The sequence below is a fragment of the Micromonospora trifolii genome, from assembly GCF_022229005.1.
Taxonomy (GTDB): Bacteria; Actinomycetota; Actinomycetes; order Mycobacteriales; family Micromonosporaceae; genus Micromonospora; species Micromonospora trifolii.
This window is the reverse complement of the sequence record NZ_JAKKFD010000001.1, coordinates 203,091-224,147: the sequence shown is the minus strand read 5'-3', so window position 1 is coordinate 224,147 and position 21,057 is coordinate 203,091. Positions and strand designations below refer to the sequence as shown.

At 70.6% G+C, this 21,057-nt stretch carries 19 protein-coding genes and 1 pseudogene; 12 read left to right on the top strand and 8 right to left on the bottom strand.

What is annotated here, in order from left to right; translation table 11 throughout:
• Positions 1-38: 38 nt before the first annotated feature.
• Positions 39-983, bottom strand: coding sequence for a Ppx/GppA phosphatase family protein (locus NIE79_RS01060; protein WP_196919934.1), 945 nt, complete (start codon positions 981-983; stop codon positions 39-41).
• Positions 984-1,063: 80 nt separating this feature from the next.
• Here NIE79_RS01060 and NIE79_RS01055 point away from each other — a divergent pair, with 80 nt between their 5' ends.
• Positions 1,064-1,861, top strand: a complete 798-nt coding sequence (locus NIE79_RS01055; RefSeq protein ID WP_238676718.1) for a DUF3109 family protein — start codon at positions 1,064-1,066, stop codon at positions 1,859-1,861.
• Between the two features lie 227 nt (positions 1,862-2,088).
• Here the strand turns inward: NIE79_RS01055 and NIE79_RS01050 are convergent, their stop codons facing one another.
• Positions 2,089-2,772, bottom strand: coding sequence for a response regulator (locus NIE79_RS01050; protein ID WP_030329696.1), 684 nt, complete (start codon positions 2,770-2,772; stop codon positions 2,089-2,091).
• A 24-nt stretch (positions 2,773-2,796) separates the two neighbouring features.
• A complete protein-coding gene (locus NIE79_RS01045; RefSeq protein ID WP_238676691.1) occupies positions 2,797-4,080 on the bottom strand; it encodes a sensor histidine kinase in 1,284 nt (427 codons plus the stop codon).
• Positions 4,081-4,284: 204 nt separating this feature from the next.
• Here NIE79_RS01045 and phoU point away from each other — a divergent pair, with 204 nt between their 5' ends.
• Positions 4,285-4,938 (top strand): phosphate signaling complex protein PhoU, encoded by a 654-nt coding sequence (phoU, locus tag NIE79_RS01040; protein WP_091403559.1) that lies wholly within the window; start codon positions 4,285-4,287, stop codon positions 4,936-4,938.
• 64 nt (positions 4,939-5,002) lie between these two features.
• Here the strand turns inward: phoU and NIE79_RS01035 are convergent, their stop codons facing one another.
• Entirely contained in the window at positions 5,003-5,770 is a 768-nt protein-coding gene (locus NIE79_RS01035) for a phosphoglyceromutase (RefSeq protein WP_091403562.1), read from the bottom strand.
• Between the two features lie 152 nt (positions 5,771-5,922).
• On the opposite strand from NIE79_RS01035, the gene NIE79_RS01030 reads away from it, so the two are divergent.
• Together NIE79_RS01030 and NIE79_RS01025 are read left to right on the top strand one after the other, a co-directional pair.
• Positions 5,923-7,203 carry an MDR family MFS transporter gene (locus NIE79_RS01030; protein WP_238676690.1) on the top strand — a complete coding sequence of 427 codons (1,281 nt, stop codon included), beginning with the start codon at positions 5,923-5,925 and terminating at the stop codon, positions 7,201-7,203.
• Positions 7,204-7,277: 74 nt separating this feature from the next.
• Positions 7,278-8,567, top strand: a complete 1,290-nt coding sequence (locus tag NIE79_RS01025) for an MFS transporter (protein WP_238676689.1) — start codon at positions 7,278-7,280, stop codon at positions 8,565-8,567.
• A gap of 365 nt (positions 8,568-8,932) precedes the next feature.
• On the opposite strand, the pseudogene NIE79_RS34170 reads toward NIE79_RS01025, so the two are convergent.
• Positions 8,933-9,328 (bottom strand): annotated as a pseudogene (locus NIE79_RS34170) (hypothetical protein); the annotation flags it as partial.
• On the opposite strand from NIE79_RS34170, the gene NIE79_RS34165 reads away from it, so the two are divergent.
• Positions 9,240-10,091 (top strand): hypothetical protein, encoded by an 852-nt coding sequence (locus NIE79_RS34165; protein WP_238676687.1) that lies wholly within the window; start codon positions 9,240-9,242, stop codon positions 10,089-10,091. The pseudogene NIE79_RS34170 and the gene NIE79_RS34165 sit on opposite strands and share 89 nt — an antisense overlap.
• A gap of 352 nt (positions 10,092-10,443) precedes the next feature.
• Here the strand turns inward: NIE79_RS34165 and NIE79_RS01010 are convergent, their stop codons facing one another.
• Together NIE79_RS01010 and mshA are read right to left on the bottom strand one after the other, a co-directional pair.
• The gene (locus NIE79_RS01010) at positions 10,444-10,959 is read right to left on the bottom strand and encodes a type III secretion system chaperone family protein (RefSeq protein ID WP_238676686.1); all 516 of its coding nucleotides are present in this window, start codon (positions 10,957-10,959) and stop codon (positions 10,444-10,446) included.
• 57 nt (positions 10,960-11,016) lie between these two features.
• Positions 11,017-12,381, bottom strand: a complete 1,365-nt coding sequence (gene mshA / locus NIE79_RS01005) for a D-inositol-3-phosphate glycosyltransferase (protein ID WP_238676685.1) — start codon at positions 12,379-12,381, stop codon at positions 11,017-11,019.
• Positions 12,382-12,586: 205 nt separating this feature from the next.
• Here mshA and NIE79_RS01000 point away from each other — a divergent pair, with 205 nt between their 5' ends.
• Complete coding sequence (locus NIE79_RS01000; protein ID WP_238676684.1) at positions 12,587-13,348, top strand: SDR family oxidoreductase; 762 nt, start codon at positions 12,587-12,589, stop codon at positions 13,346-13,348.
• 64 nt (positions 13,349-13,412) lie between these two features.
• Complete coding sequence (locus NIE79_RS00995) at positions 13,413-14,201, top strand: class I SAM-dependent methyltransferase (RefSeq protein ID WP_238676683.1); 789 nt, start codon at positions 13,413-13,415, stop codon at positions 14,199-14,201.
• A 148-nt stretch (positions 14,202-14,349) separates the two neighbouring features.
• Here the strand turns inward: NIE79_RS00995 and NIE79_RS00990 are convergent, their stop codons facing one another.
• Positions 14,350-15,432: a UDP-N-acetylmuramate dehydrogenase gene (locus NIE79_RS00990; protein WP_308193116.1), complete on the bottom strand. Its 1,083-nt coding sequence runs from the start codon at positions 15,430-15,432 to the stop codon at positions 14,350-14,352.
• Positions 15,433-15,501: 69 nt separating this feature from the next.
• On the opposite strand from NIE79_RS00990, the gene NIE79_RS00985 reads away from it, so the two are divergent.
• From NIE79_RS00985 to NIE79_RS00965, 5 genes are all read left to right on the top strand, one after another.
• A complete protein-coding gene (locus tag NIE79_RS00985; protein WP_238676682.1) occupies positions 15,502-16,260 on the top strand; it encodes a maleylpyruvate isomerase family mycothiol-dependent enzyme in 759 nt (252 codons plus the stop codon).
• Positions 16,261-16,485: 225 nt separating this feature from the next.
• Positions 16,486-17,790, top strand: coding sequence for an ABC transporter substrate-binding protein (locus NIE79_RS00980; protein WP_238676681.1), 1,305 nt, complete (start codon positions 16,486-16,488; stop codon positions 17,788-17,790).
• 69 nt (positions 17,791-17,859) lie between these two features.
• Positions 17,860-18,843 (top strand): carbohydrate ABC transporter permease, encoded by a 984-nt coding sequence (locus NIE79_RS00975; RefSeq protein WP_238676680.1) that lies wholly within the window; start codon positions 17,860-17,862, stop codon positions 18,841-18,843.
• Complete coding sequence (locus tag NIE79_RS00970) at positions 18,840-19,673, top strand: carbohydrate ABC transporter permease (protein ID WP_238676679.1); 834 nt, start codon at positions 18,840-18,842, stop codon at positions 19,671-19,673. The genes NIE79_RS00975 and NIE79_RS00970 overlap by 4 nt, the downstream gene beginning before the upstream one ends.
• A complete protein-coding gene (locus NIE79_RS00965; protein ID WP_238676678.1) occupies positions 19,670-21,049 on the top strand; it encodes a GH1 family beta-glucosidase in 1,380 nt (459 codons plus the stop codon). The genes NIE79_RS00970 and NIE79_RS00965 overlap by 4 nt, the downstream gene beginning before the upstream one ends.
• Positions 21,050-21,057: the final 8 nt, after the last annotated feature.

The window sequence follows — 21,057 nt, the reverse complement described above, 5'->3', positions numbered from 1 at the left end:
GACGAGCGCCGGCAAACCGACCGAAAACGGCCGCCTGATCAGATCGGCTCCAGTTGATCGAGCCGGCGGAGGATGACCCCCTCCCGCAGCGCCCACGGGCAGATGTCCAGCGAGTCCAGATCCAGGCGGCGCATCACCGCCTCGGCGACCACGGCACCGGCCAGCAACTGGTGTGCCCGACCCGTGCTGACCCCCTCCAGCTCCATCAACTGCGCCGGTGGGATGTGCCGGATGAAGCCGATGACCTGCCGCAGGCCGGCCCGGGTCAGGCTGCGTCGCACCCACAGCCCGGAACCGGACGGGGCCGCCCCGGCCAGCCGGGCCAGGGTGCGGAACGTCTTCGAGGTAGCCACCGCCCGACCCCAGCCCACCTCGGTCATCTGGTCGACGACCTTGTCCAGCCGGCCGTCCACGTACTCCCGGAGCTTGTCGACGGCCTCCGCCGACGGCGGGGCCGCACTGGCCGGATCGACCCGCAGCCGCTCGCGGGTCAGCCGACCGGCCCCGAGCGGCAGGGAGACCGCGACGTCCGGGTCCTCGTCGATGCCGGCGGCGATCTCCAACGAGCCGCCACCGATGTCGAGCACCAGCAGCCGGCCCGCCGACCAGCCGAACCACCGGCGTACGGCCAGGAACGTCATCCGCGCCTCGTCCGCTCCGGAGAGCACCGCCAGGCGTACGCCGGTCTCGTCCCGGACCCGGGCCAGCACCTCGGCCGCGTTGGTGGCGTCACGCACCGCGGACGTGGCGAAGGCGATCAGGTCGTCGGCCGCCAACCCGGTGGCCGCCGCCTTGGCCATGCCCACCGCCTTGACCAGGCCATCCGCGCCCGCCTCGGTCAGCGCGCCGTCGGGGCCGATCTGCTCGGCCAGCCGGAGCACCACCTTCTCGGAGTGCGCCGGCCAGGGGTGCGCGCCGTGATGCGCGTCCACCACGAGGAGATGCACCGTGTTGGATCCGACGTCGAGGACACCCAGTCGCATGATGAAGACAGTAGGCGCAACACGTTTGCGCGGCTCACCGGCCTGCGGACGTCACCGCGCGTACGCTGGACCGAGTGACGATGGAGCTCCGTGTGCTGGTGGACGACCCGGGTGACCCGCGCAGTCGCGAGGTGCCCCTGGACTTCCCTCGGGAGTGGATCGAGTTCACCGACCCGGCCGACGAGACGCACCTGATCCGGGCCGACCTGACCTGGTTGCTCTCCCGCTGGACCTGCATCTTCGGCAAGGGCTGCCACGGCATCATCGCCGGCCGGGCCGCCGACGGTTGTTGCTCGCACGGGGCGTTCTTCACCGACTCGGACGACGAGAAGCGGGTCCGCAACGCCGTCCGACGGCTCACCCCGTCGACCTGGCAGCATTTTCGGCGAGGGTTCAAGAACTGGACCGACGAGGACACCATCGACGGCAAGAACCCGGCCCGTCGTACCGCCACCCAGGGCCCCGACGGTCCGTGCGTGTTCCTCAACGACGCCGACTTCGCCGGCGGTGGCGGTTGCGCACTGCACGCCCAGGCGCTGCGCGACGGGGTGCACCCGTTGGAATACAAGCCGGACGTCTGTTGGCAACTGCCGATCCGCCGCGATCAGGACTGGGTGAAGCGACCGGACAACAGCAAGGTGCTGGTCTCCACCCTGTCCGAGTTCGACCGGCGGGGCTGGGGAGCCGGCGGGCACGACCTGGACTGGTGGTGCACCTCCTCGACGGACGCGCACGTCGGCACCGAGCCGATGTACCTGTCGTACTCCCCGGAGCTGACCGCCCTGATCGGCGCTGCCGCGTACGAGCGGCTGGCCGAGCTGTGCGCGACCAGGACGAAGCAGGGCATGATCGCCCCACACCCCGCCGACGAGGTCTAGCCGGACGCCACGCCGCACTGCTCGCTCGTCTGGAGAGCGACGCCACAACGGCCAAGGGCAAGGCGCCGACGCGTCGGGCGGGACGCCTTTGGAGCTGACTCGTTTGCGGCATCGGCTCTACGGACGTCGGCGGATGACTCGTCTGTGACATCAGCTCCAAAGGACCGCATCAGCGGACAGGCCGAAGGGGGCCTGCGTCGAACGCAGACCCCCTTCGCGTACGCCGATCACGGCTCGAACTTGTAGCCCAGACCCCGCACGGTCACGATGAAGCGCGGCGCGGACGGCTCCGGCTCGATCTTGGAGCGCAGCCGCTTGACGTGCACGTCCAGCGTCTTGGTGTCACCGACGTAGTCGGCGCCCCAGACGCGGTCGATGAGCTGGCCGCGGGTGAGCACCCGGCCCGCGTTGCGCAGCAGCAGCTCCAGCAGCTCGAACTCCTTCAGCGGCAGCTGCACGGCCCCGCCGTCGACTGTCACCACGTGCCGCTCGATGTCCATCCGCACCGGCCCGGCGGCCAGCGTCGGCGCACCCGCCTCGGCCACCTCCGGGCTCTGCCGGCGCAGCACCGCCCGGATCCGGGCGACCAGTTCCCGCGGCGAGTACGGCTTCGTGACGTAGTCGTCGGCGCCGATCTCCAGCCCGACCACCTTGTCGATCTCGCTGTCCCGGGCGGTGACCATGATGATCGGCACGGCGGAGCGCTGCCGCAGCTGCCGGCAGACCTCGGTCCCCGACATCTCGGGCAACATCAGGTCGAGCAGCACGATGTCGGCGCCGGTCCGGTCGAACTCGGTGAGGGCGTCGGTGCCGGTCGCGGCGACCGAAACCTCAAAGCCCTCCTTACGGAGCATGTACGACAAGGCGTCGGAGAACGACTCCTCATCCTCGACCACGAGAACGCGGCTCAACGGGGATTTCCTTTCCATTTGCTGTCAGACCTGCCGTAGCCCAGTCGGACCGGACTCGATCCCAACCGGCGGCAGTGTCGCCAGGAGGTCATCCGGTGGACTGGCGGGCAGCCGGAGGGTGAACGTCGATCCACCACCAAGAGTGCTCGACACCTCGACCCGTCCGCCATGGTTGCTCGCAATGTGTTTCACGATCGCCAGACCGAGCCCGGTGCCGCCGGTGGCACGCGAGCGGGCCTGGTCGGCCCGGTAGAACCGCTCGAAGATCCGGTCGACGTCGGTGGGGGCGATACCGATGCCCTGGTCGGCGACGGCGACCTCGACGTGCTCGTCGTCACCGCGGAGGGTCACCCGCACCGTGGTGTCCTCGCCCGAGTAGTTGATGGCGTTCTCCACCAGGTTCGCCACCGCAGTGGCGAGTTGGGAGTCGCTGCCGTACGCGGTGAGACCACGCGCCCCGTCAACTGTCACCGAGACACCCCGGGCGGAGGCAGTGGTGCGGGTCCGGTCGACCACCTCGGCGATCACCCAGTCCAGCGCGACCGGCTCCGGTGGCGGCTGCGGCTCAGCCCCCTGCAGCCGGGTCAGCTCCAGCAACTCCTGCACCAGCCGACCCAGCCGGGTCGACTCGTGCTGGATCCGTTCGGCGAACCGGCGGGCGGCCACCAGGTCCTCGGAGAGGTCGGGCGCAGCGGCGTCGGCCGGCTCGGTCGCGTCCAGCAACGCCTCGGCGAGCAGTTGCAGGGCCCCGATCGGGGTCTTCAGCTCGTGGCTCACGTTGGCCACGAAGTCGCGTCGTACCCGGGTCAGCCGGTGCGACTCGGTCACGTCGACCGCCTCGACAGCGATGAAGCCGTTGCCGAGACCCATCGCCCGCAGGTGCACGCCGAGCGGGTTCTCCCCCGCGCTGTCGCGACCTCGGGGCAGGTCCAGCTCGATCTCGCGTCGTACGCCGGTGCGTCGCACCTGACCGGCAAGGGTACGGATCAGCGGGTGCGCGGCGATTGAGCCGGGGGTGCTGCCGGTACGCAGCAGTCCCATCGCGCGGGCGGCCGGGTTGATCAGCACGGGGACGTCGTCGTTGTCCAGAACCACGACACCGGCCCGGAGTGAGTCGATCGTCCGTCGGCCGAGCCCGGCCTGCTGCTCGTCGGCGATCGCGGGCCTCCCCCTGCTCCAGCGGAAGCTGACGCTCCCCGTCGACGTGGAGTGACCGTCCCGCCTCGGCAGGAACCGGGGCAGCAACAGACCGGCGGCCATCCCGGCCACCAACGCCAGGGCCACCACGACCGCCACCGCCCACTCCACCCGGCGATCGTAGGGTCATTGTTAACCTGGCTACCACACAGAACGGGACGAACTACCCTCACTTACGGAAGTGTTCACCCCCACGTCTGGCGTCGTTCACCGTGGTTCATCCGGGATCCGTCCGCGCGCCCTACCGTTGGCGTCGCACCTGCTCAACCCCCTGCGCCGGCACCCGTCGGCGGCGACCGACCACAGGACGTGATGATGCGCGACGAGTTCCGGGCCGACCTCCAGATCGTCAGCCAACTACTGGTGGACATGGCGGAGGGCGTCCGCGCCGCCATGCGCCAGGCCACCCGGGCCCTGCTCACCGCCGACCGGCAGGCCGCCGAGACGGTCATCGAGCGGGACGCCGAGATCGACGACCTCTACCGGCACGTCGAGGAGCGGGTCTGCGACCTGCTCGCCCGACAGGCGCCGGTCGCCTCCGACCTCCGGGCGATGATCACCGCGCTGCACGTGGCAGCTGATCTGGAGCGGATGGGCGACCTCGCCGAGCACGTGGCGAAGACCGCGCTGCGCCGGCACCCCTCCCCCGCCGTCCCGGCCGAGCTGCGGACGGTCTTCACCGAGATGTCCGAGATCGCCGACCGGATGGCCGTGAAGATCGGTTCGGTGCTGGCGAAGCCCGACGCCGACCTCGCCGGCGAACTGGACCGCGACGACGACGCCATGGACGAGCTGCACAAGAACCTGTTCGCGGTGCTGCTCGGCGACGACTGGCCGTACGGGGTGGAGACGGCGATCGACGCCACCCTGCTGGGCCGCTTCTACGAGCGCTTCGCCGACCACGCGGTCAACGCCGGCGAGCACGTGATCTACCTGATCACCGGGGAGAGCGCGCCCAGCAGTAACTGACTCGAAAGGGAGGGGCCCCTCGGCATCGCGGAGAGCGATGCCGAGGGGCCCCTTTGCTGGTGGCTCAGCGGCCCTGGTTGGCCACCGCCGCGGCGGCTGCCTTCGCAGCGGTCGGGTCGAGGTAGGTGCCGCCCAGGGTGAGCGGGCGCAGCTGCGGGTCGAGGTCGTAGCGCAGCGGGATGCCCGTCGGGATGTTCAGCTTGGCGATCGCCTCGTCGGAGATCTGGTCGAGGTGCTTGACGAGGGCGCGCAGCGAGTTGCCGTGCGCGGCCACCAGCACCGTCCGGCCGGCCAGGATGTCCGGCACGATCGAGTCGTACCAGTAGGGCAGCATCCGGTCGACGACGTCCTTGAGGCACTCGGTGCGCGGCATCAGCTCGGTCGGCAGCAGCGCGTAGCGCGGGTCACCCACCTGCGACCACTCGTCGTTGTCGTCGATCGGCGGCGGTGGCGTGTCGTACGACCGGCGCCAGAGCATGAACTGCTCCTCGCCGTACTCGTCGAGGGTCTGCTTCTTGTTCTTGCCCTGCAGGGCGCCGTAGTGGCGCTCGTTGAGCCGCCACGACCGGCGCACGGCGATCCAGTGCCGGTCAGCGGCGTTGAGCGCCAGCTCGGCGGTGCGGATCGCACGGCGCATCACGCTGGTGTGCACGACGTCCGGCAGCAGGCTGTGCTCGCGCATCAACTCGCCGCCGCGCCGCGCCTCGCCCTCGCCCTTCTCGGTCAGGTCGACGTCCACCCAGCCGGTGAAGAGGTTCTTGGCATTCCAGTCGCTCTCACCGTGTCGCAGCAGGACCAGCGTCCCGACGGTGGGCCCTTCGCTCGCAGTCATGCGGATCATCCTGCCTCAACCGCCGCGTGGACACGCGGGCAGCCGTCGTGACGACCACCACGTGAAAAAGCTGATGACCAGCCGATCCGGCCGCCACTAGGGTTGTAAGGCACGCCAGACACATCGGTCATTACTTGCAAGCGGGGCGCCACATGCGGACGATGCGGAGTTGGTTCCGGGACACCACCGGCGGCCTACCGACCACCTTCTGGTACCTGTGGTCAGGCACCCTGATCAACCGACTCGGCTCGTTCGTCCTCGTCTTCCTCGCCATCTACCTGACTCAGGAACGTGGTTTCTCGGCCTCGCAGGCCGGCCTGGTGATCGGCCTCTGGGGCGTCGGCGGTGCGTTCGGCACGACCGCCGGCGGCACCCTGGCGGACCGGTGGGGCCGCCGGCCGACGCTGCTCACCGCCCACGTGGGCGCGGCGGCCATGATGCTCGGGCTCGGGCTGGCCCGGGATCTCTGGGCAGTGGCGCTGGGCGCGCTGCTGCTCGGCATGTTCGCCGAGGCGGCCCGGCCCGCGTTCGGGGCGATGATGATCGACGTGGTGCCGGCGAAGGACCGGCTGCGTGCCTTCTCGCTCAACTACTGGGCGATCAACCTGGGCTTCGCCTGCGCCGCCGTCCTCGCCGGCCTCGCCGCACAGGCCGACTACCTGCTGCTGTTCGTGGTCGACGCGGCCACCATGCTGATCACCGCGCTGATCATCTTCATCAAGGTGCCGGAGACCCGACAGGCCGGTCCCGCCACCGCCGACCCGGCAGCAGCGGCTCCGCGCGGCGCGCTGCGCACGATCCTCACCGACCGGGTCTACCTCGGCTTCGTGGCACTCAACCTGTTCGCCGCGCTGGTGTTCCTCCAGCACATCTCGATGCTGCCGATTGCGATGGGCGACGACGGCCTGAGCCCCGCCACCTACGGCTCGGTGATCGCGCTCAACGGCATCCTCATCGTGGTCGGCCAGCTCTTCGTGCCCCGACTGATCCGGGGTCGGAATCGCTCGCACGTGCTCGCGCTGGCATCCGTGGTGATGGGCGTGGGGTTCGGGCTGACCGCGTTCGCCGGCACCCCCTGGTTCTACGGGCTGACCGTGCTGATCTGGACGGTCGGCGAGATGCTGAACTCGCCCTCCAACTCCACCCTGATCGCCGAGCTGTCGCCGGCCGAGCTGCGCGGTCGCTACCAGGGCGTGTTCTCTCTCTCGTGGCAGATCGCCGGGGCCAGCGCGCCGATCCTCGGTGGCCTGGTGCGCGAGCACGCCGGCAACGACACGCTCTGGTACGGGTGCGCCGCGCTCGGCCTCCTGACCGCTGTGGCCCACCTGGTGTCGGGGCCGGCCCGGGAACGTCGGGCGGCCGCGCTGCGCCGCTCCGGCGAGGCACTGGTGCCGGCCACCGCCTCCCGCATCCAGCAGCCCGCCGAGGCGTGACGACTGGCGCTGCGGTGCCGGATTTTCTACTGTGCACTGGAATCAGTTAACAACCTGAACTGTCGGGAGGTCGGGTGCACGCCCTGCGGCGCTGGTGGCACGACACCGCAGGCGGCCTCCCCGCCACGTTCTGGTACCTCTGGGCCGGCCTACTGATCAACCGGGCCGGCGCGTTCGCCATGCTGTTCCTCTCGCTCTACCTCACCGACGTACGCGGCGCGAGCGCAGGGCTGGCCGGCACCGTGGTCGGCGCGTACGGGGCCGGTGGGGCGGCCGGAGTGCTGCTCGGCGGGGTGCTCGCCGACCGGTGGGGCCGCCGGGCGACACTGCTCGCCGCGCACCTGACCACTGTCGGCCTGATGGTGACGCTCGCCTTCACTCGACCCCTGCTGCTGATCGCGGCGCTCTCCGCGCTGATCGGCGTCGTCCACTCGATGCCCAGCCCGGCGTTCGTGGCGGCGATCGTCGACGTGGTGCCCGCAGAGCGCCGCTCGCGGGCGTTCAACCTCCAGTTCTGGGCGTTCAACCTGGGCATGGCGGTTGCCTCGCTGCTCGCCGGGGTCCTGGCCGAGGCGAGCTTCACAGCGCTGTTCCTGGTCGACGCGGGCGCCACACTGACCGCCGCCGCCGTGATCGCCTGGAAGGTGCCCGAGACGCTGCGGCTGACCCGGCCAGCGGCGGGCCCACCGCCCGCCACGGCACCGAGGTCCATCCGGACCCGCCGGCCGGGACTGCACACCGCGCTCACCGACCGCACCTTCCTGGTCTTCGTCGGGCTCACCTTCGTGCTGGCCGTACTCACCATGCAGACGTCGACCATCATGCCGCTGGCCATGCGCGCGGACGGCCTGGGCCCATCGTCGTACGGGCTGGTGGTGGCGCTCGGCGGCGCGCTGATCGTGGTCGGGCAACTGTTCGTGCCCCGGCTGATCGACAGGCACCGCAAGGACGTCGTGCTGGCCGCCTCCACGGCGCTGCTCGCGCTCGGTTTCGGGGCGCTCGCCATCGCCGACGAACTGGCCATCTACCTGGGTGCCGCAGTGGTCTGGACGGTCGGCTCGATGCTCGCCGCCCCGCCCAACGCGCAGATCAACGCGGACCTGGCGCCACCGCAGCTACGAGCGCGCTACCAGTCGGTCTTCTACCTGACGTTCCCTGCCGCGGCGTTCGTCGCGCCCACCCTCGGCGGGGTGAGCCTCCAGCACCTCGGCGACCGGCACTGGCTGATCGTCGGCGGGCTGGGTCTGCTGGCCGCGCTCGGGCACCTGCTCGCCGGACCACCCCGGGAGCGGCACGTCGCCGCGCTGCGCCGGGTGGTCGACCAAGAGCCGACAACCCCCGCAGACCGCGTACCGGCCGGATAACCGACGCAAAGCGCCCACCACGTCCCTGAGGTCGTGGTGGGCGCCCGCCGGTGGGGCCGGCGGCGGCGGGCAACACTCACCCCCGTAAGCATCGCCCGCTCACGCCGCCGGTCCAAACAGGTGGGAACCGTCCCCCAACGGTTAATCCACCCGTCCCCTCGCGCCTCGTCTGGTGCGCGGATCTGATCGATCCGCCGCTCCCCCGAACGTTTCCAAACGTGGCGCGGTGCAATAAAGCTAGTTCGCCCGGATTCTGGATTCAACCCAGAACGGCTGTCTCGCCGGTCACAACTGGCGAGTATCCGCTGCTCCGGCCTCGTCCGTTGGCAACAGCCGTCTACCCGTCGACCATTCCCGCAAACACCTCAACCGTCTTCCCGATCGGGTGACTCGGTCCGGAAGAAGCTGCTCTGCCGGCCGTTCCGCAACTGTTCCTGATAAATCAGGTTCAGCCGGCGCAGGTCAAACGTGTAGAACCACTCATCCCAGGTGATCTCGCGAATCCGGCTGCTTTCCCGGTATCCGGGAATGTTGAAGGTCAACACACCCGCCCGACCGTCCCGCTCGGTGCCGGCGATGGTCGCCGGCTTCGCCCCGCGTTCCCGGGCCCAGCGCTGGATCACCTCGTGGTTCGCCGTGATCAAACTCCGCCCCGGCCGCTCCGGCCGATCCATGATCGACGAGATCACCTGCGAACTGCGGACCGACCGGCCCGTACCCCGTCCGGTCCGGATTCCGCCGGCCGCCGTCCCGCCACCGGTCGACGGCGTCAACGTGCGCTTGGCCGCCGCGCTCTTGGCCGGAGCCGTGCGCTTCGCCGTCGTGCTCTTGGCCGGGGTCGTGCGCTTCGCCGTCGTGCGCTTCGCCGCGGCGCTCTTGGCCGGCGTCGTGCGCTTCGCCGCCGGCCGTGCCGGTGCCTTCTTCGCCGGCGCCTTACGCGCGGGCGCCGTACGCGCCGTCGCTGTCTTACGGGCCGCCGTGGTCTTCCGCGCTGCGGCGGTCTTCCGGGCGGCGGTGGTCCTGCTCGCGGCCGTGGTCTTGCGGGCAGCCGTCGACGTCGCCGCTGTGGTCCTCTTCGCGGCAGCCGCCTTCTTCGCCGGCGCCCTCTTCGCCGCCGCCGTCGACTTCCGCCCGGCGGTCGCCTTCGTGGCGGCGGCCCGCTTGGCGGGCGCGCTCTTGTTCGCCGGCGCGGCCTTCGCGCGGCTCGACGCCGGCCTGGCCGCCGACTTCTTGGTGGCGGCGGCACGACCCGCCGACGCCCGCGTGCCGGTGGCCCGGCCCGACGGGCCGGTGCTACTCCGACCCGCGCCGGCCCGCATCGAGCGCACCAGCTGTTTCACCAGCTCGGGCTTGCGCAATGCGGAGATCCCGGAGACCCCGCGTTTGCGCAACTGTCCGCGGATGTCGTCCACCCGCATCCGGGAAATCTCCGACTCGGAGACTCCGGGCGTACCCGGCGTCTGGTTGCCGGCCTGTCGCTTCGTCCTGGTCGCAGTCGCGCCGCGACCTGAGCTGTTCCGCTGAGCCATGGGACGCTCCGCTCCTTGGCACTCCGTCATCGGCGCGCGGGGGTCCCTTGCCGCACCGCGCGGTGCGGCATACCCGTCAGGAGCAGTCCGAACCACAGTCAGCGCGCCATGATCGTGCTGGACCCGGGATCGGGAATCTCGCGCCGATCTTGCACTTACGGTCGCCGATATGGGTGGGATGCCCCTTGCGTCAGGACAGCAAGTGCAAGATCGCGGAGCAGGGCAGTCCGGGTCCGTCGATCATGGAGTTGTGGTGCCGGATTTGGTGCTTCGCGGGCGTTTTGTTGCCCACCACAACTCCATGATCGGCGAGGCGCGGCTAGCGGGCGCGGGGCGCGGGGCGCGGGTCAGGTTGGGTCGGGGCCGGCGCTGGAGGGCTCGAAGAGGTGGGCGAAGGCGGCCAGGTTGGCTGTCGACTCGCCCCGCTTCACCCGCCACTCGTACTCGCGCCGGATCGAACTGCCGAAGCCGATCTCCAACATCGTGTCGAACGACTCGTCGGCGTACGTGAGCACAGCGCCGAACAGCCGGTCCAACTCGTCAGCGTCCACGCCGGCCGGGTTGACCCGACCGGTGAGGTACACGTCGCCGACCGCGTCGGTGGAGAAGGAGACGCCGTACATCCGGGCGTTGCGCTGCAAGAGCCAGGCCCACAGCTCCTCGCGGCGCTCGTCCGGCTGGCGCATCACGAACGCCTCGACCCGCAGCGCGTGCTCGCCGACGATCAGATTGCAGATCGTCTTGAGCTTGTGGGTGCCCGGCAGCGTCACCGCGTACGAGCCGGGGCCGGTCGACTCCCAGGCCAAATCCCGCTCGGCGCAGACCGATTCGATCAGGGTCGCAAGATCGCTCTTCGGGCTCACCGGACCCACTCTACGACCGACCCGGCTCGCGCACCGGGTGGCGACCGACGTCCGCTGTCACCACGAGCAGGAGAGCGCCGGGTCACCCGCCAGGTCGGCCGCGAGCCGGGCGCGCTGCCCGGCGATCGCCTCGCCGTAGACCCCGAGCAGACCGGCGACCGTACGGTCCCAGGAGAAGTGCCGGGCGTGCTGCTCCGCACCTCGGGCGAGCACCGACCGGAGGGCCCGGTTCGGCAGCAGGCTGCCCATCGCACGGGCCCAGTCGACCGGGTCGTGCCCGTCGATCAGTACGCCACTGACCTGGTCACGTACCGCGGTGACCAGTCCTCCGACGGCGGCGGCCAGCACCGGCGTACCGCAGGCCTGCGCCTCCAGGGCGACCAGCCCGAACGATTCGTTGTGCGACGGCACCGCGACCAGGTCCGCCGCCCGGTACAGAGCCGGAAGGTCGTCACCGGTGAGCGGCGGCAGGAACCGCACCCCGTCGGCGACCCCGAGCTTGGCGGCCAGCTCGATCAGGGCGGTCGGTCGGTCCAGCCCACTGCCGCTGGGCCCACCACAGATCACCACTGTCACCTGGTCGGCCAGCGCCGGGTCACGCTCCCGCAACGCGGCGACCGCCCGGATCAGCACGTCGGGGGCCTTGAGCGGCTGGATCCGACCGACGAAGGCAACCACGTACCCGTCGACGGGAAGCCCCAGCCGGCGACGGGCCTGGCGGGCTGCCGCGGACCTGTCGCCCGGCGCGGGCCGGAACCGGGCCAGGTCGACGCCCGGCTGCACCACGGACACCCGGGTCGGGTCGGCGTCGTACCGGTCGAGCAGGTCGCTGGCCTCGGTCCGGGTGTTGGCGACCAGCCGGTCCGCCTCCGCGACGACCTGCTCCTCGCCGATGACGCGGGCTTTGGGCTCCGGCCGGTCACCCGCCGCGAGCTGGGCGTTCTTGACCTTCGCCAGGGTGTGCGCGGTGTGCACCAGCGGCACCCCCCAGCGCTCCTTGGCGAGCCAACCGACCTGGCCGGAGAGCCAGTAGTGGGAGTGGATCAGGTCGTAGTGGCCGGGCGGGCGGGACGCTTCCGCGCGCAGCACCCCGGCCGTGAAGGCGCAGAGCTGACCGGGCAGCTCCTCCTTGGTGAGACCTTCCAGGGGGCCGGAGGTGATGTGTCGGACCTGCACGCCGGGCGCCATCTCGACCACCGGGGGGAGGTCGCCGGAGGTGGCCCGGGTGAAGATCTCCACCTCCACGTTGGCCTCGGCGAGACGCCTGGCGACTTCGAGGATGTAGACGTTCATTCCGCCGGCATCACCTGTGCCGGGCTGGTGCAGGGGGGAGGTGTGTACCGACAGGGTGGCGATGCGGCGAGGCCGGGGCCACGGTTGGGCACCTCGCTGACGCCCGACACCGGTGTGCATTTCCGCCACATCCGCTCCTTCTTCACGGTTGATGCCGTCTCGCACGACCGGCGCTTCTCGGTCAACCTGTACGCCGGATGTCATCTTCCCCATCGGGCTTCGGAAATTCCCCGGCGCGGCCCCTCGGGGTGACGGACCTCATCACCGAACGCCCGTCGATGGCCGCCGCACGCCCGGTCGGGGCCGCTCGTACGCCCGCTGTGACAATGTCGGGATGACCTCAGTCGCCATCGTCACCGGAGCGTCCAGCGGAATCGGCGCTGCCACCGCCCGCCGGCTCGCCGCCGAGGGCTTCCACGTGCTCGCCGCCGCCCGCCGCGCCGAACGGCTCGCCGACCTGGTCGCCGAGATCACCTCCGCCGGCGGGCAGGCCACCGCTGTGACCTGCGACATCACCTCGGACGAGTCGGTGGCCGGGCTGGCCGAGGCCGCCGCCCAGGCACCCGGGCCGGTCACCCTGCTGGTCAACAACGCCGGCGGAGCGCGCGGGCTGGACCCGGTCGAGTCCGGCTCGGTCGCCGACTGGCAGTGGATGTACGACGTGAACGTGCTCGGCACCCTGCGGGTCACCCAGGCGCTGCTGCCGGCGCTGGAGGCTTCCGGTTCCGGCACCATCGTGGTGGTCTCCTCCACCGCCGGCCTGGGCGTGTACGAGGGCGGGGGCGGCTACACCGCCGCGAAGCACGCGCAGACAGCCATCGCCGGCACGCTGCGCCTGGAGTTGTGTGGCCGGCCGCTGCGGGTCATCGAGATCGACCCGGGGATGGTGAAGACCGACGAGTTCGGGCTGGTCCGCTTCGAGGGCGACGCGGAACGGGCGGCCGCCGTCTACGCCGGGGTGCCGGGGCCGCTGGTCGCCGAGGACGTCGCCGACTGCATCGCCTGGTGCGCCACCCGCCCCGAGCACGTCAACATCGACCGGCTGGTCGTCCGGCCACGGGCCCAGGCCGCCCAGCACAAGGTGCACCGGGTCTAGCAGTGCTGCCCGGCCGCAGTCGTGAACAGAGATCGGCCCTGGGGTCGTCGGCACTGAGGTCGACATGAGCCCTGCGGCGCGGCGCCGGCCGGTCGGCGCGGTCACGCGCGGCACGACGAACCCGAACCGGCTCCGTCGGGTGGACAACTGGATCGTGGCCACCTGCGCCGACCGGCTGTTGGCGGCGGACGACCCCCTGGTGGTCGACCTCGGCTACGGCGCCACCCCGGTGACCGCTGTGGAGCTACGCGCTCGGCTGGCGGCCGGGGTCCGTCCGGACGTACGGCTGGTCGGGTTGGAGATCGACGCGGCCCGGGTGGCCGCCGCGGCGCCGGCCGCCGACCCACCCGGGCTGACGTTCGCCCGGGGTGGGTTCGAGTTGGCCGGGCTCCGGCCGGTGCTGGTCCGCGCGTTCAACGTGCTGCGACAGTACGACGAGAGCGAGGTGGCCGGGGCCTGGCAGACGATGACCGCCGCGCTCGCCCCCGGTGGAGTGCTCGTCGAGGGCACGTGTGACGAGTTGGGGCGGCTCGCCAGTTGGCTGCTGATCGACGCCGACGGCCCCCGGACGCTGACCCTGGCCGCGAAGCTCACCACGCTGGGCAGCCCCGCCGAGTTGGCCGAGCGGCTACCCAAGGCGCTGATCCACCGCAACGTTCCCGGCGAGCCGGTGCACGCTCTGATCCGCGCTCTGGACGACGCGTGGCAGGCCGCCGCCCCGTACGCCACCTTCGGCCCCCGCCAACGCTGGCTGCACGCGGTGACCCGCCTCCGCGAAACGGGCTGGCCCATCCTCGACAACCCCACCCGCTGGCGCCAGGGCGAACTAACCCTCCCCTGGCCCCTCCCCTAACCCCGCTCCGGCCCCACCCCACCTCGCGCGCCGATCTTGCATTTTCGGATGGCGTTTCGCCCCTTTGCAGCCTTTATGTCCCCGCAGAAAGTGCAAGATCGCGGGGCGAGGACGGAGGGCTGGGCTCCCGGGGGTGGGATGGGGTGGGTCAGAGGGTGCAGTTGATGAGGACTGGTTCGGGGTGCAGGGTTACGCCGAAGCGGGCGTGGACCTGGTCGCGGATGGTGCGGGCCAGGGCGAGCAGGTCGCTGGTGTGGGCGGTACCGCTGCGGTTGGTCAGGGCAAGGGTGTGCTTGCTGGAGATGGCCACCCCACCCTCGCCGGGGTGGCCCTTGGCGAAGCCGGCCTTGTCGATCAGCCAGGCGGCGCTCACCTTGACCAGGCCGTCCGCCCCCGGCCAGGCCGGCGGGTCGCCCAGCTCGGCGGAACGTTCCAGGAGTTGTTCGTACGTCGCCCGGTCGAGCACGGGGTTGGTGAAGAAGGAGCCGACCGAGCGAGTGTCGGGGTCACTGGCGTCCAGCACCATCCCCTTGCCCGCCCGCAGCCGCAGCACCACCGCTCGGGCGTCCGCCAGCGGCACCTGGTCGCCCACCTCGACGCCGAGGGCTCGGGCCAGTTCCGCGTAACGCACCGGCCCGGAGAGCGGAGACCTGGTGAGCCGGAAGTCGACCGAGAGCACCACCCAGCGGTCCACGTACTTGAAGATGCTGCCCCGGTAGGCGAAGCCGCAGTCGGCGGCGGGGATGACCTGACGGGTGCCCTCGACGCGGTCGTACACCTCGACGCCGGTGATCGTCTCGGCGACCTCCTGGCCGTACGCGCCGACGTTCTGGATCGGGGTGGCGCCGGTCGAGCCCGGGATGCCGGAGAGGCACTCCAGCCCGGCCCAGCCGTTGGCGACAGTTTCGGCGACGAGGTCGTCCCACGGCTCGCCGGCGTCAACCCGTACGGTGACCGAGGTGGCGTCCTCGGCGATGACCCGCACGCCACGGGAGCGCACCAGCACGACGGTGCCGCGGAAGCCTGCGTCGCCGATCACCACGTTGCTGCCCCCGGCCAGGATCAGGACCGGCTCCGCCGCGGTGCGCACCGCCTGGACGAGTTCGTCGGCACTGCCGGCGGCCACGATCCGCTCGGCCGGCCCACCCGTTCGGAGGGTGGTGTAGCCGGCGAGTGGACCGGGGATGGCACGATCGGCGTCGGTTGTCGGCTGGGCGGAGGCGTCTGGCACGCCCTTCACCTTAGGCTGACAAGTAGCCGTGGCACCCACTGGTCGCCCGGCACCCCCGGGAGGATGGCGATGAGCAGACTGCAGGGCAGCAAGGATTTCTGGATCGGGGCGCTCCGGACGGAGGGTCCGGCTTTCGCGGCAGCGGTGGCCGAGGCACCGCCGGAGACACCGGTGCTGTCCTGTCCGGGCTGGACGGTCAACGACCTCACACTGCACATGGCCGGCATCTACCACTGGGTTTCGTCGTTCGCCGGTTCCGGCCAGACCAGCCAACCGCCTCGGCGGGAGAAGATCGAGGCCGACCCGGGCGTGAACGCGCTCCAGCTGTGGCAGCAGGGTTACGACCGGGTGATGACCCTCTTCGACGGGCTCGACCCGGAGGCACCGGCGTGGAACTGGGCGCCGCAGCCGAAGAAGGCCGGTTTCTGGCCGCGTCGGATGGCACACGAGACGGCTGTGCACCGCTGGGACGCCCAGCTCGCGATCGGCGCCGGTGACCCGGTGGAGGCGAAGCTCGCGGCCGACGGGGTGAGTGAGGTGCTGGACACCTGGCTGCCGGCGGGCCGGCGGCAGGTGCCGGGTGACTGGCACGGGGTGGTGCAGCTCTGCGCGACAGATGCCGCCCACGAGTGGTATCTGCGGTTGCGCGGCGAGGGGGTGGCGCTGCTCGACACCGCGACCATCTTCGACCACGACGATCACCACGCCCGCGCACAGGTCAGCGGCACCGCGAGCGACCTGCTGCTCGCGCTCTGGGGTCGGGTGAGCTTCGAGACGCTGGACGTCGTCGGTGACCACACCCTGTTGAACGGTCTGCGCACCGGCTGACCAACGCACCACGAACGAGGGCGTCACCCCGGCGGGGGTGGCGCCCTCGTCGGCGTCCGGGGTTCACCGCGCACCGGGGACTGCGCCCTGCCGACCGTCCATCACGGGACCACAACGCTGAGAGAGCGCTCTCTTGACAGCGGGTTGGCGACCCACCACAGTGTCGTGAGAGCGCTCTCTTAGCCATCTGCCATCACCCGCCCGCCTTGAGAGAGGTCGAAATCCATGGCTGTCTTCCCGCGCCGCCGCCACGCCGCGGTGGCCCTCGCCGCCGCCACCGCCCTGCTCGTCACCGCTGGCTGCGGCGGCGGCGACGAGCCGGGCGACGGGCCGGTCACCCTGACCGTCGACGTCTTCGGCCAGTTCGGCTACGAGCAGCTCTACCAGGAGTACATGACAGCGAACCCCGGCGTGAAGATCGTCGAGCGCGGCACCGGCACCAACCTCGACGAGTACTCACCGAAGCTGACCCAGTGGCTCGCCGCCGGCCGGGGCGCCGGCGACGTGGTGGCCATCGAGGAGGGTCTGCTGGTCGAGTACAAGGCCAATCCGGCAAACTTCGTCAACCTGCTGGACCACGGCGCCGCCGACCTCAAGGGCAACTTCCTGGAGTGGAAGTGGAACGCCGGCCTGACCGCCGACGGTAAGCAGCTCATCGGCCTCGGTACCGACGTCGGCGGTATCGCCATGTGCTACCGCAAGGACCTCTTCCAGAAGGCCGGCCTGCCCACCGAGCGGGATGCGGTCTCGAAGCTGTGGCCCACCTGGCCGGACTACATCGCCACCGGCGAGAAGTTCACAGCGGCGAAGACCGGCGCGTCGTTCCTCGACGGGGCTACCAACACCTTCAACACCATCCTGCTGCAGACCGCCGGCAACAGCAGCGGCTACAGCTACTACGACACCAGCGAGAAGCTGGTCGTCGACAGCAACCCGGCCGTGCGACAGGCCTACGACACCACAATGGACATCATCGACTCGGGGCTCTCCGGGAAGTACGGCTCCTGGTCGGAAGAGTGGGTCTCCGCCTTCAAGCAGTCGAAGTTCGCCACCATCGCCTGCCCCGCCTGGATGACCGGCGTCATCGAGGCCAACGCCGGCACGGGCGCCCAGGGCAAGTGGGACATCGCCCAGGTCCCCGGCAACGGCGGCAACTGGGGTGGATCGCACCTCGCCGTGCCGAAGCAGAGCAAGCACCAGGCCGAGGCGATCAAGCTGGCCAAGTTCCTGACCAGTGCCAAGGGGCAGATCGGGGCGTTCAAGGCCAAGGGTCCGCTGCCCTCCTCGCCGCAGGCGCTCGACGACCCGGCGATCACCGGCGCGACAAACGCGTACTTCTCGGGGGCGCCGGTGGGCGCCATCTTCGGCACCGGCGCGAAGAGCCTGAAGCCGGTCTACATGGGCCCGAAGAACCAGGCCGTACGAACCGAGGTGGAAAACGCGGTACGAACCGTGGAGCTGGGGCAGCGCGATCCCGCGCAGGGCTGGACCGACGCGGTGACCAACGCGAAGAAGGCCGCCGCCAAGTAGCCCAACCAGCGTGCGGGCGGGCTCCGACGACCGGAGTCCCGCCCGCACGGCGGAAAGGAGTTCCCGGGCATGACCGTCCAGCTCGACGCCCGCCCGCCGGTCGCACCGGCACCCCAGCGTTCGCCAGGCCGGCTCAGCCGGCTCGACACCCGGCTCTCGCCGTACCTCTACATCGCCCCGTTCTTCCTGATCTTCGGCATTTTCGGGGCGTACCCGCTGGCGTACACCTTCTGGGTCTCGCTGCACGACTGGGACCTGCTCGGAGCCGACCACCCCTTCGTCGGGGCGGAGAACTACACCCGGCTGCTGGCCGACGCCGACTTCTGGCACGCGCTGGTCAACACGCTGGGGATCTTCGTCATCTCGACAGTCCCGCAGTTGCTCGCCGCGCTGTGGCTGGCGAATCTGCTCAACCGCGGCCTGCGGGCGCGCACCGGTTGGCGGATGGCGATACTCGTCCCCAACGTCACGTCCACCGCCGCGGTGGCGATCGTGTTCGGGGTGCTCTTCGGCCGCGAGTTCGGCATGATCAACTGGGTGCTCGACCTGGTCGGGCTGGACGCGATCCAGTGGAAGTCCAACCGGTTCGCCTCCTGGGTCGCCATCTCCGCCATGGTCGACTGGCGGTGGACCGGCTACAACGCGCTGATCCTGCTGGCCGCGATGCAGGCGATCCCCCGCGACCTCTACGAGGCAGCGGCCATCGACGGCGCCAACCGGGCCCGACAGTTCTGGTCGGTCACCGTGCCGCTGCTCAAACCGACGATCATCTTCTGCGCCATCATCGCCACCATCGGCGGCCTGCAACTCTTCACCGAGCCCCGGATGTTCCACTCCGGCACCAACCCGATCCGCGGTGGGCCGCTGCGCGAGTCGCAGACGCTGACCATGTACATGTTCGAGAACGCCTTCGCGCCGCACTACAACTTCGGGTACGGCTCGGCCGTGGCCTGGCTGCTCTTCGCGCTCATCGCGATCGTCGCGGCGGTCAACGTGCTGCTCCTGCGCCGCCTCGGCGGCGTGGACCGACCGCAGAAGGGAGCGGCGCGATGAGCCGACTCTGGCGGGCCAGCCCGCTCACCTACCTCGCCCTTGTCGTCGCCGCCGGCCTGTCGGTCTTCCCGATCTGGTGGATGTTCGTCGTCGCCAGCCGCAGCAACGACGCGATGGGCCAACTGCCACCCCCGGTCACCCCCGGCGGCAACCTGGGCGCCAACATCGCCCGCCTGTTCGACAACACCGACGCGTACTTCCTGACGGGCCTGATCAACTCAGCCGTCGTCGCGACCACCGTGACCGTCTCCGTGGTGTTCTTCTCCAGCCTGGCCGGGTTCGCCTTCGCCAAGCTCCGGTTCCGTGGCCGCAACGCCCTGCTGCTCGTCATCATCGCGACCATGATGGTGCCGACGCAGCTCGGCGTGATCCCGCTCTACCTGCTCATGACCAAGCTGCACTGGAACGACCGGCTGCCCGCGGTCATCGTCCCGGTGCTGGTCACCGGGTTCGGGGTGTTCATGATGCGGCAGTACGCCGGCCAGGCGGTCAGCGACGAGCTGATCGAGGCGGCCCGGATGGACGGCTGCGGCACCGCCCGGATCTGGTGGCACGTCGTGCTGCCCGCCCTGCGTCCCGCCGCCGCCGTCCTCGGTCTGCTCACCTTCATGACCACCTGGAACGACTTCCTCTGGCCGTACGCTGTATTGAACGATCCGGCGAATCCAACAGTGCAACTGTCCCTACGCGCACTGTCGGACGGGTATTACCAGGACATGTCGCAGGTGTTCACCGGAACGGCCATCGCGACGCTGCCCCTGCTACTGGTCTTCGTGTTGTTCGGCCGGCAGATCATCGGCGGAATCATGGAAGGTGCGGTCAAGGCGTGAACGAGATCCGGTTTCCCGAACACTTCCTCTGGGGGGCGGCCACCGCCGCGTACCAGATCGAGGGCGCGGCCCGCGACGACGGTCGCGGTCCGTCCATCTGGGACACCTTCAGCCGCACGCCGGGCAAGGTGTACCAGGGCCACACCGGCGACGTCGCCTGCGACCACTACCACCGGTACGCCGACGACGTGGCGCTGATGGCCGAGCTGGGCCTGCGGGCGTACCGGTTCTCGGTCGCCTGGCCGCGGATCCAGCCCGACGGCACCGGCCCCGCGAACCCCCGTGGGCTGGACTTCTACGACCGGCTCACCGACGCGCTGCTCGAACGGGGAATCGACCCGATCGTCACCCTCTACCACTGGGACCTGCCGCAGGCCCTCGGCGACCGGGGCGGCTGGACCAACCGGGACACCGCCGAGCACTTCGCCACCTACGCCACGGCGGTGTACGCCCGCCTCGGCGACCGGATCGACGTGTGGACCACGCTCAACGAGCCGTGGTGCTCGGCCTACCTCGGTTACGCCAACGGGCTGCACGCTCCGGGCGAGCAGGATCCGGCGGCGACCTTCACCGCCGTACACCATCTGCTGTTGGGGCACGGCCTGGCGGCGCGGGCGTTGCGGTCGGCCGGCGCGCGCAGCGTGGGCATCACCGTCAACCCGGCCGACGTCCGCCCGGCCGACCCGCAGAGCGCGGCCGACGCCGCAGCGGTCCGCCTTGTCGACGGCCTGCACAACCGGATCTTCCTCGATCCGCTGCTGGCCGGCGGCTACCCGGACGACGTCCGCGAGCACGTGGCCCGGATCGTCGAGCCGACGTTCATCCGCGACGGCGACGAGAAGGTGATTGCCGCCCCGATCGACCTGCTCGGCATCAACTACTACGCGCCGAGTTACGTGGCCGGTCGGCCCGACGGCGCGGGCAACGGCGCTTATCCGGGCACCGAGGGCGCTGTGCACTTCCTGCCACCGGCCGGTCCGCTCACCGACATGGGTTGGATGATCGAACCGGCCGGGCTCACCCGGCTGCTGGAGCGGATCGCCGCCGACTACCCCGGCGTGCCGCTGCTGATCACCGAGAACGGCGCGGCGTTCCCCGACAAGGCCGGCGCCGACTCGCCCGGCGGCCCGGCGCAGGTGATCGACGCCGATCGCATCGCCTACCTCGACGGGCACCTCCGTGCGGCGCACGAGGCGATCTCCCGGGGCGTGGACCTGCGCGGTTATCTCGTATGGTCATTCCTGGACAACTTCGAGTGGGCGGAGGGTTACCGCAAGCGGTTCGGGATCGTGCACGTCGACTACCTGACCCAGCGGCGCACACCGAAGGCCAGCGCCCGGTGGTACCAGGAGGTGATCTCCCGGAACGGGCTGTGACGAGCGGG

What these genes read in the sequence shown, in the direction of transcription:
- NIE79_RS01060 (WP_196919934.1), bottom strand. Translation starts at nt 983, where the DNA reads ATGCGACTGGGTGTCCTCGACGTCGGATCCAACACGGTGCATCTCCTC.
- NIE79_RS01055 (WP_238676718.1), top strand. Translation starts at nt 1,064, where the DNA reads ATGGAGCTCCGTGTGCTGGTGGACGACCCGGGTGACCCGCGCAGTCGC.
- phoU (WP_091403559.1), top strand. Translation starts at nt 4,285, where the DNA reads ATGCGCGACGAGTTCCGGGCCGACCTCCAGATCGTCAGCCAACTACTG.
- NIE79_RS01035 (WP_091403562.1), bottom strand. Translation starts at nt 5,770, where the DNA reads ATGACTGCGAGCGAAGGGCCCACCGTCGGGACGCTGGTCCTGCTGCGA.
- NIE79_RS01030 (WP_238676690.1), top strand. Translation starts at nt 5,923, where the DNA reads ATGCGGACGATGCGGAGTTGGTTCCGGGACACCACCGGCGGCCTACCG.
- NIE79_RS34165 (WP_238676687.1), top strand. Translation starts at nt 9,240, where the DNA reads ATGATCGACGAGATCACCTGCGAACTGCGGACCGACCGGCCCGTACCC.
- NIE79_RS01000 (WP_238676684.1), top strand. Translation starts at nt 12,587, where the DNA reads ATGACCTCAGTCGCCATCGTCACCGGAGCGTCCAGCGGAATCGGCGCT.
- NIE79_RS00995 (WP_238676683.1), top strand. Translation starts at nt 13,413, where the DNA reads ATGAGCCCTGCGGCGCGGCGCCGGCCGGTCGGCGCGGTCACGCGCGGC.
- NIE79_RS00985 (WP_238676682.1), top strand. Translation starts at nt 15,502, where the DNA reads ATGAGCAGACTGCAGGGCAGCAAGGATTTCTGGATCGGGGCGCTCCGG.
- NIE79_RS00980 (WP_238676681.1), top strand. Translation starts at nt 16,486, where the DNA reads ATGGCTGTCTTCCCGCGCCGCCGCCACGCCGCGGTGGCCCTCGCCGCC.
- NIE79_RS00975 (WP_238676680.1), top strand. Translation starts at nt 17,860, where the DNA reads ATGACCGTCCAGCTCGACGCCCGCCCGCCGGTCGCACCGGCACCCCAG.
- NIE79_RS00970 (WP_238676679.1), top strand. Translation starts at nt 18,840, where the DNA reads ATGAGCCGACTCTGGCGGGCCAGCCCGCTCACCTACCTCGCCCTTGTC.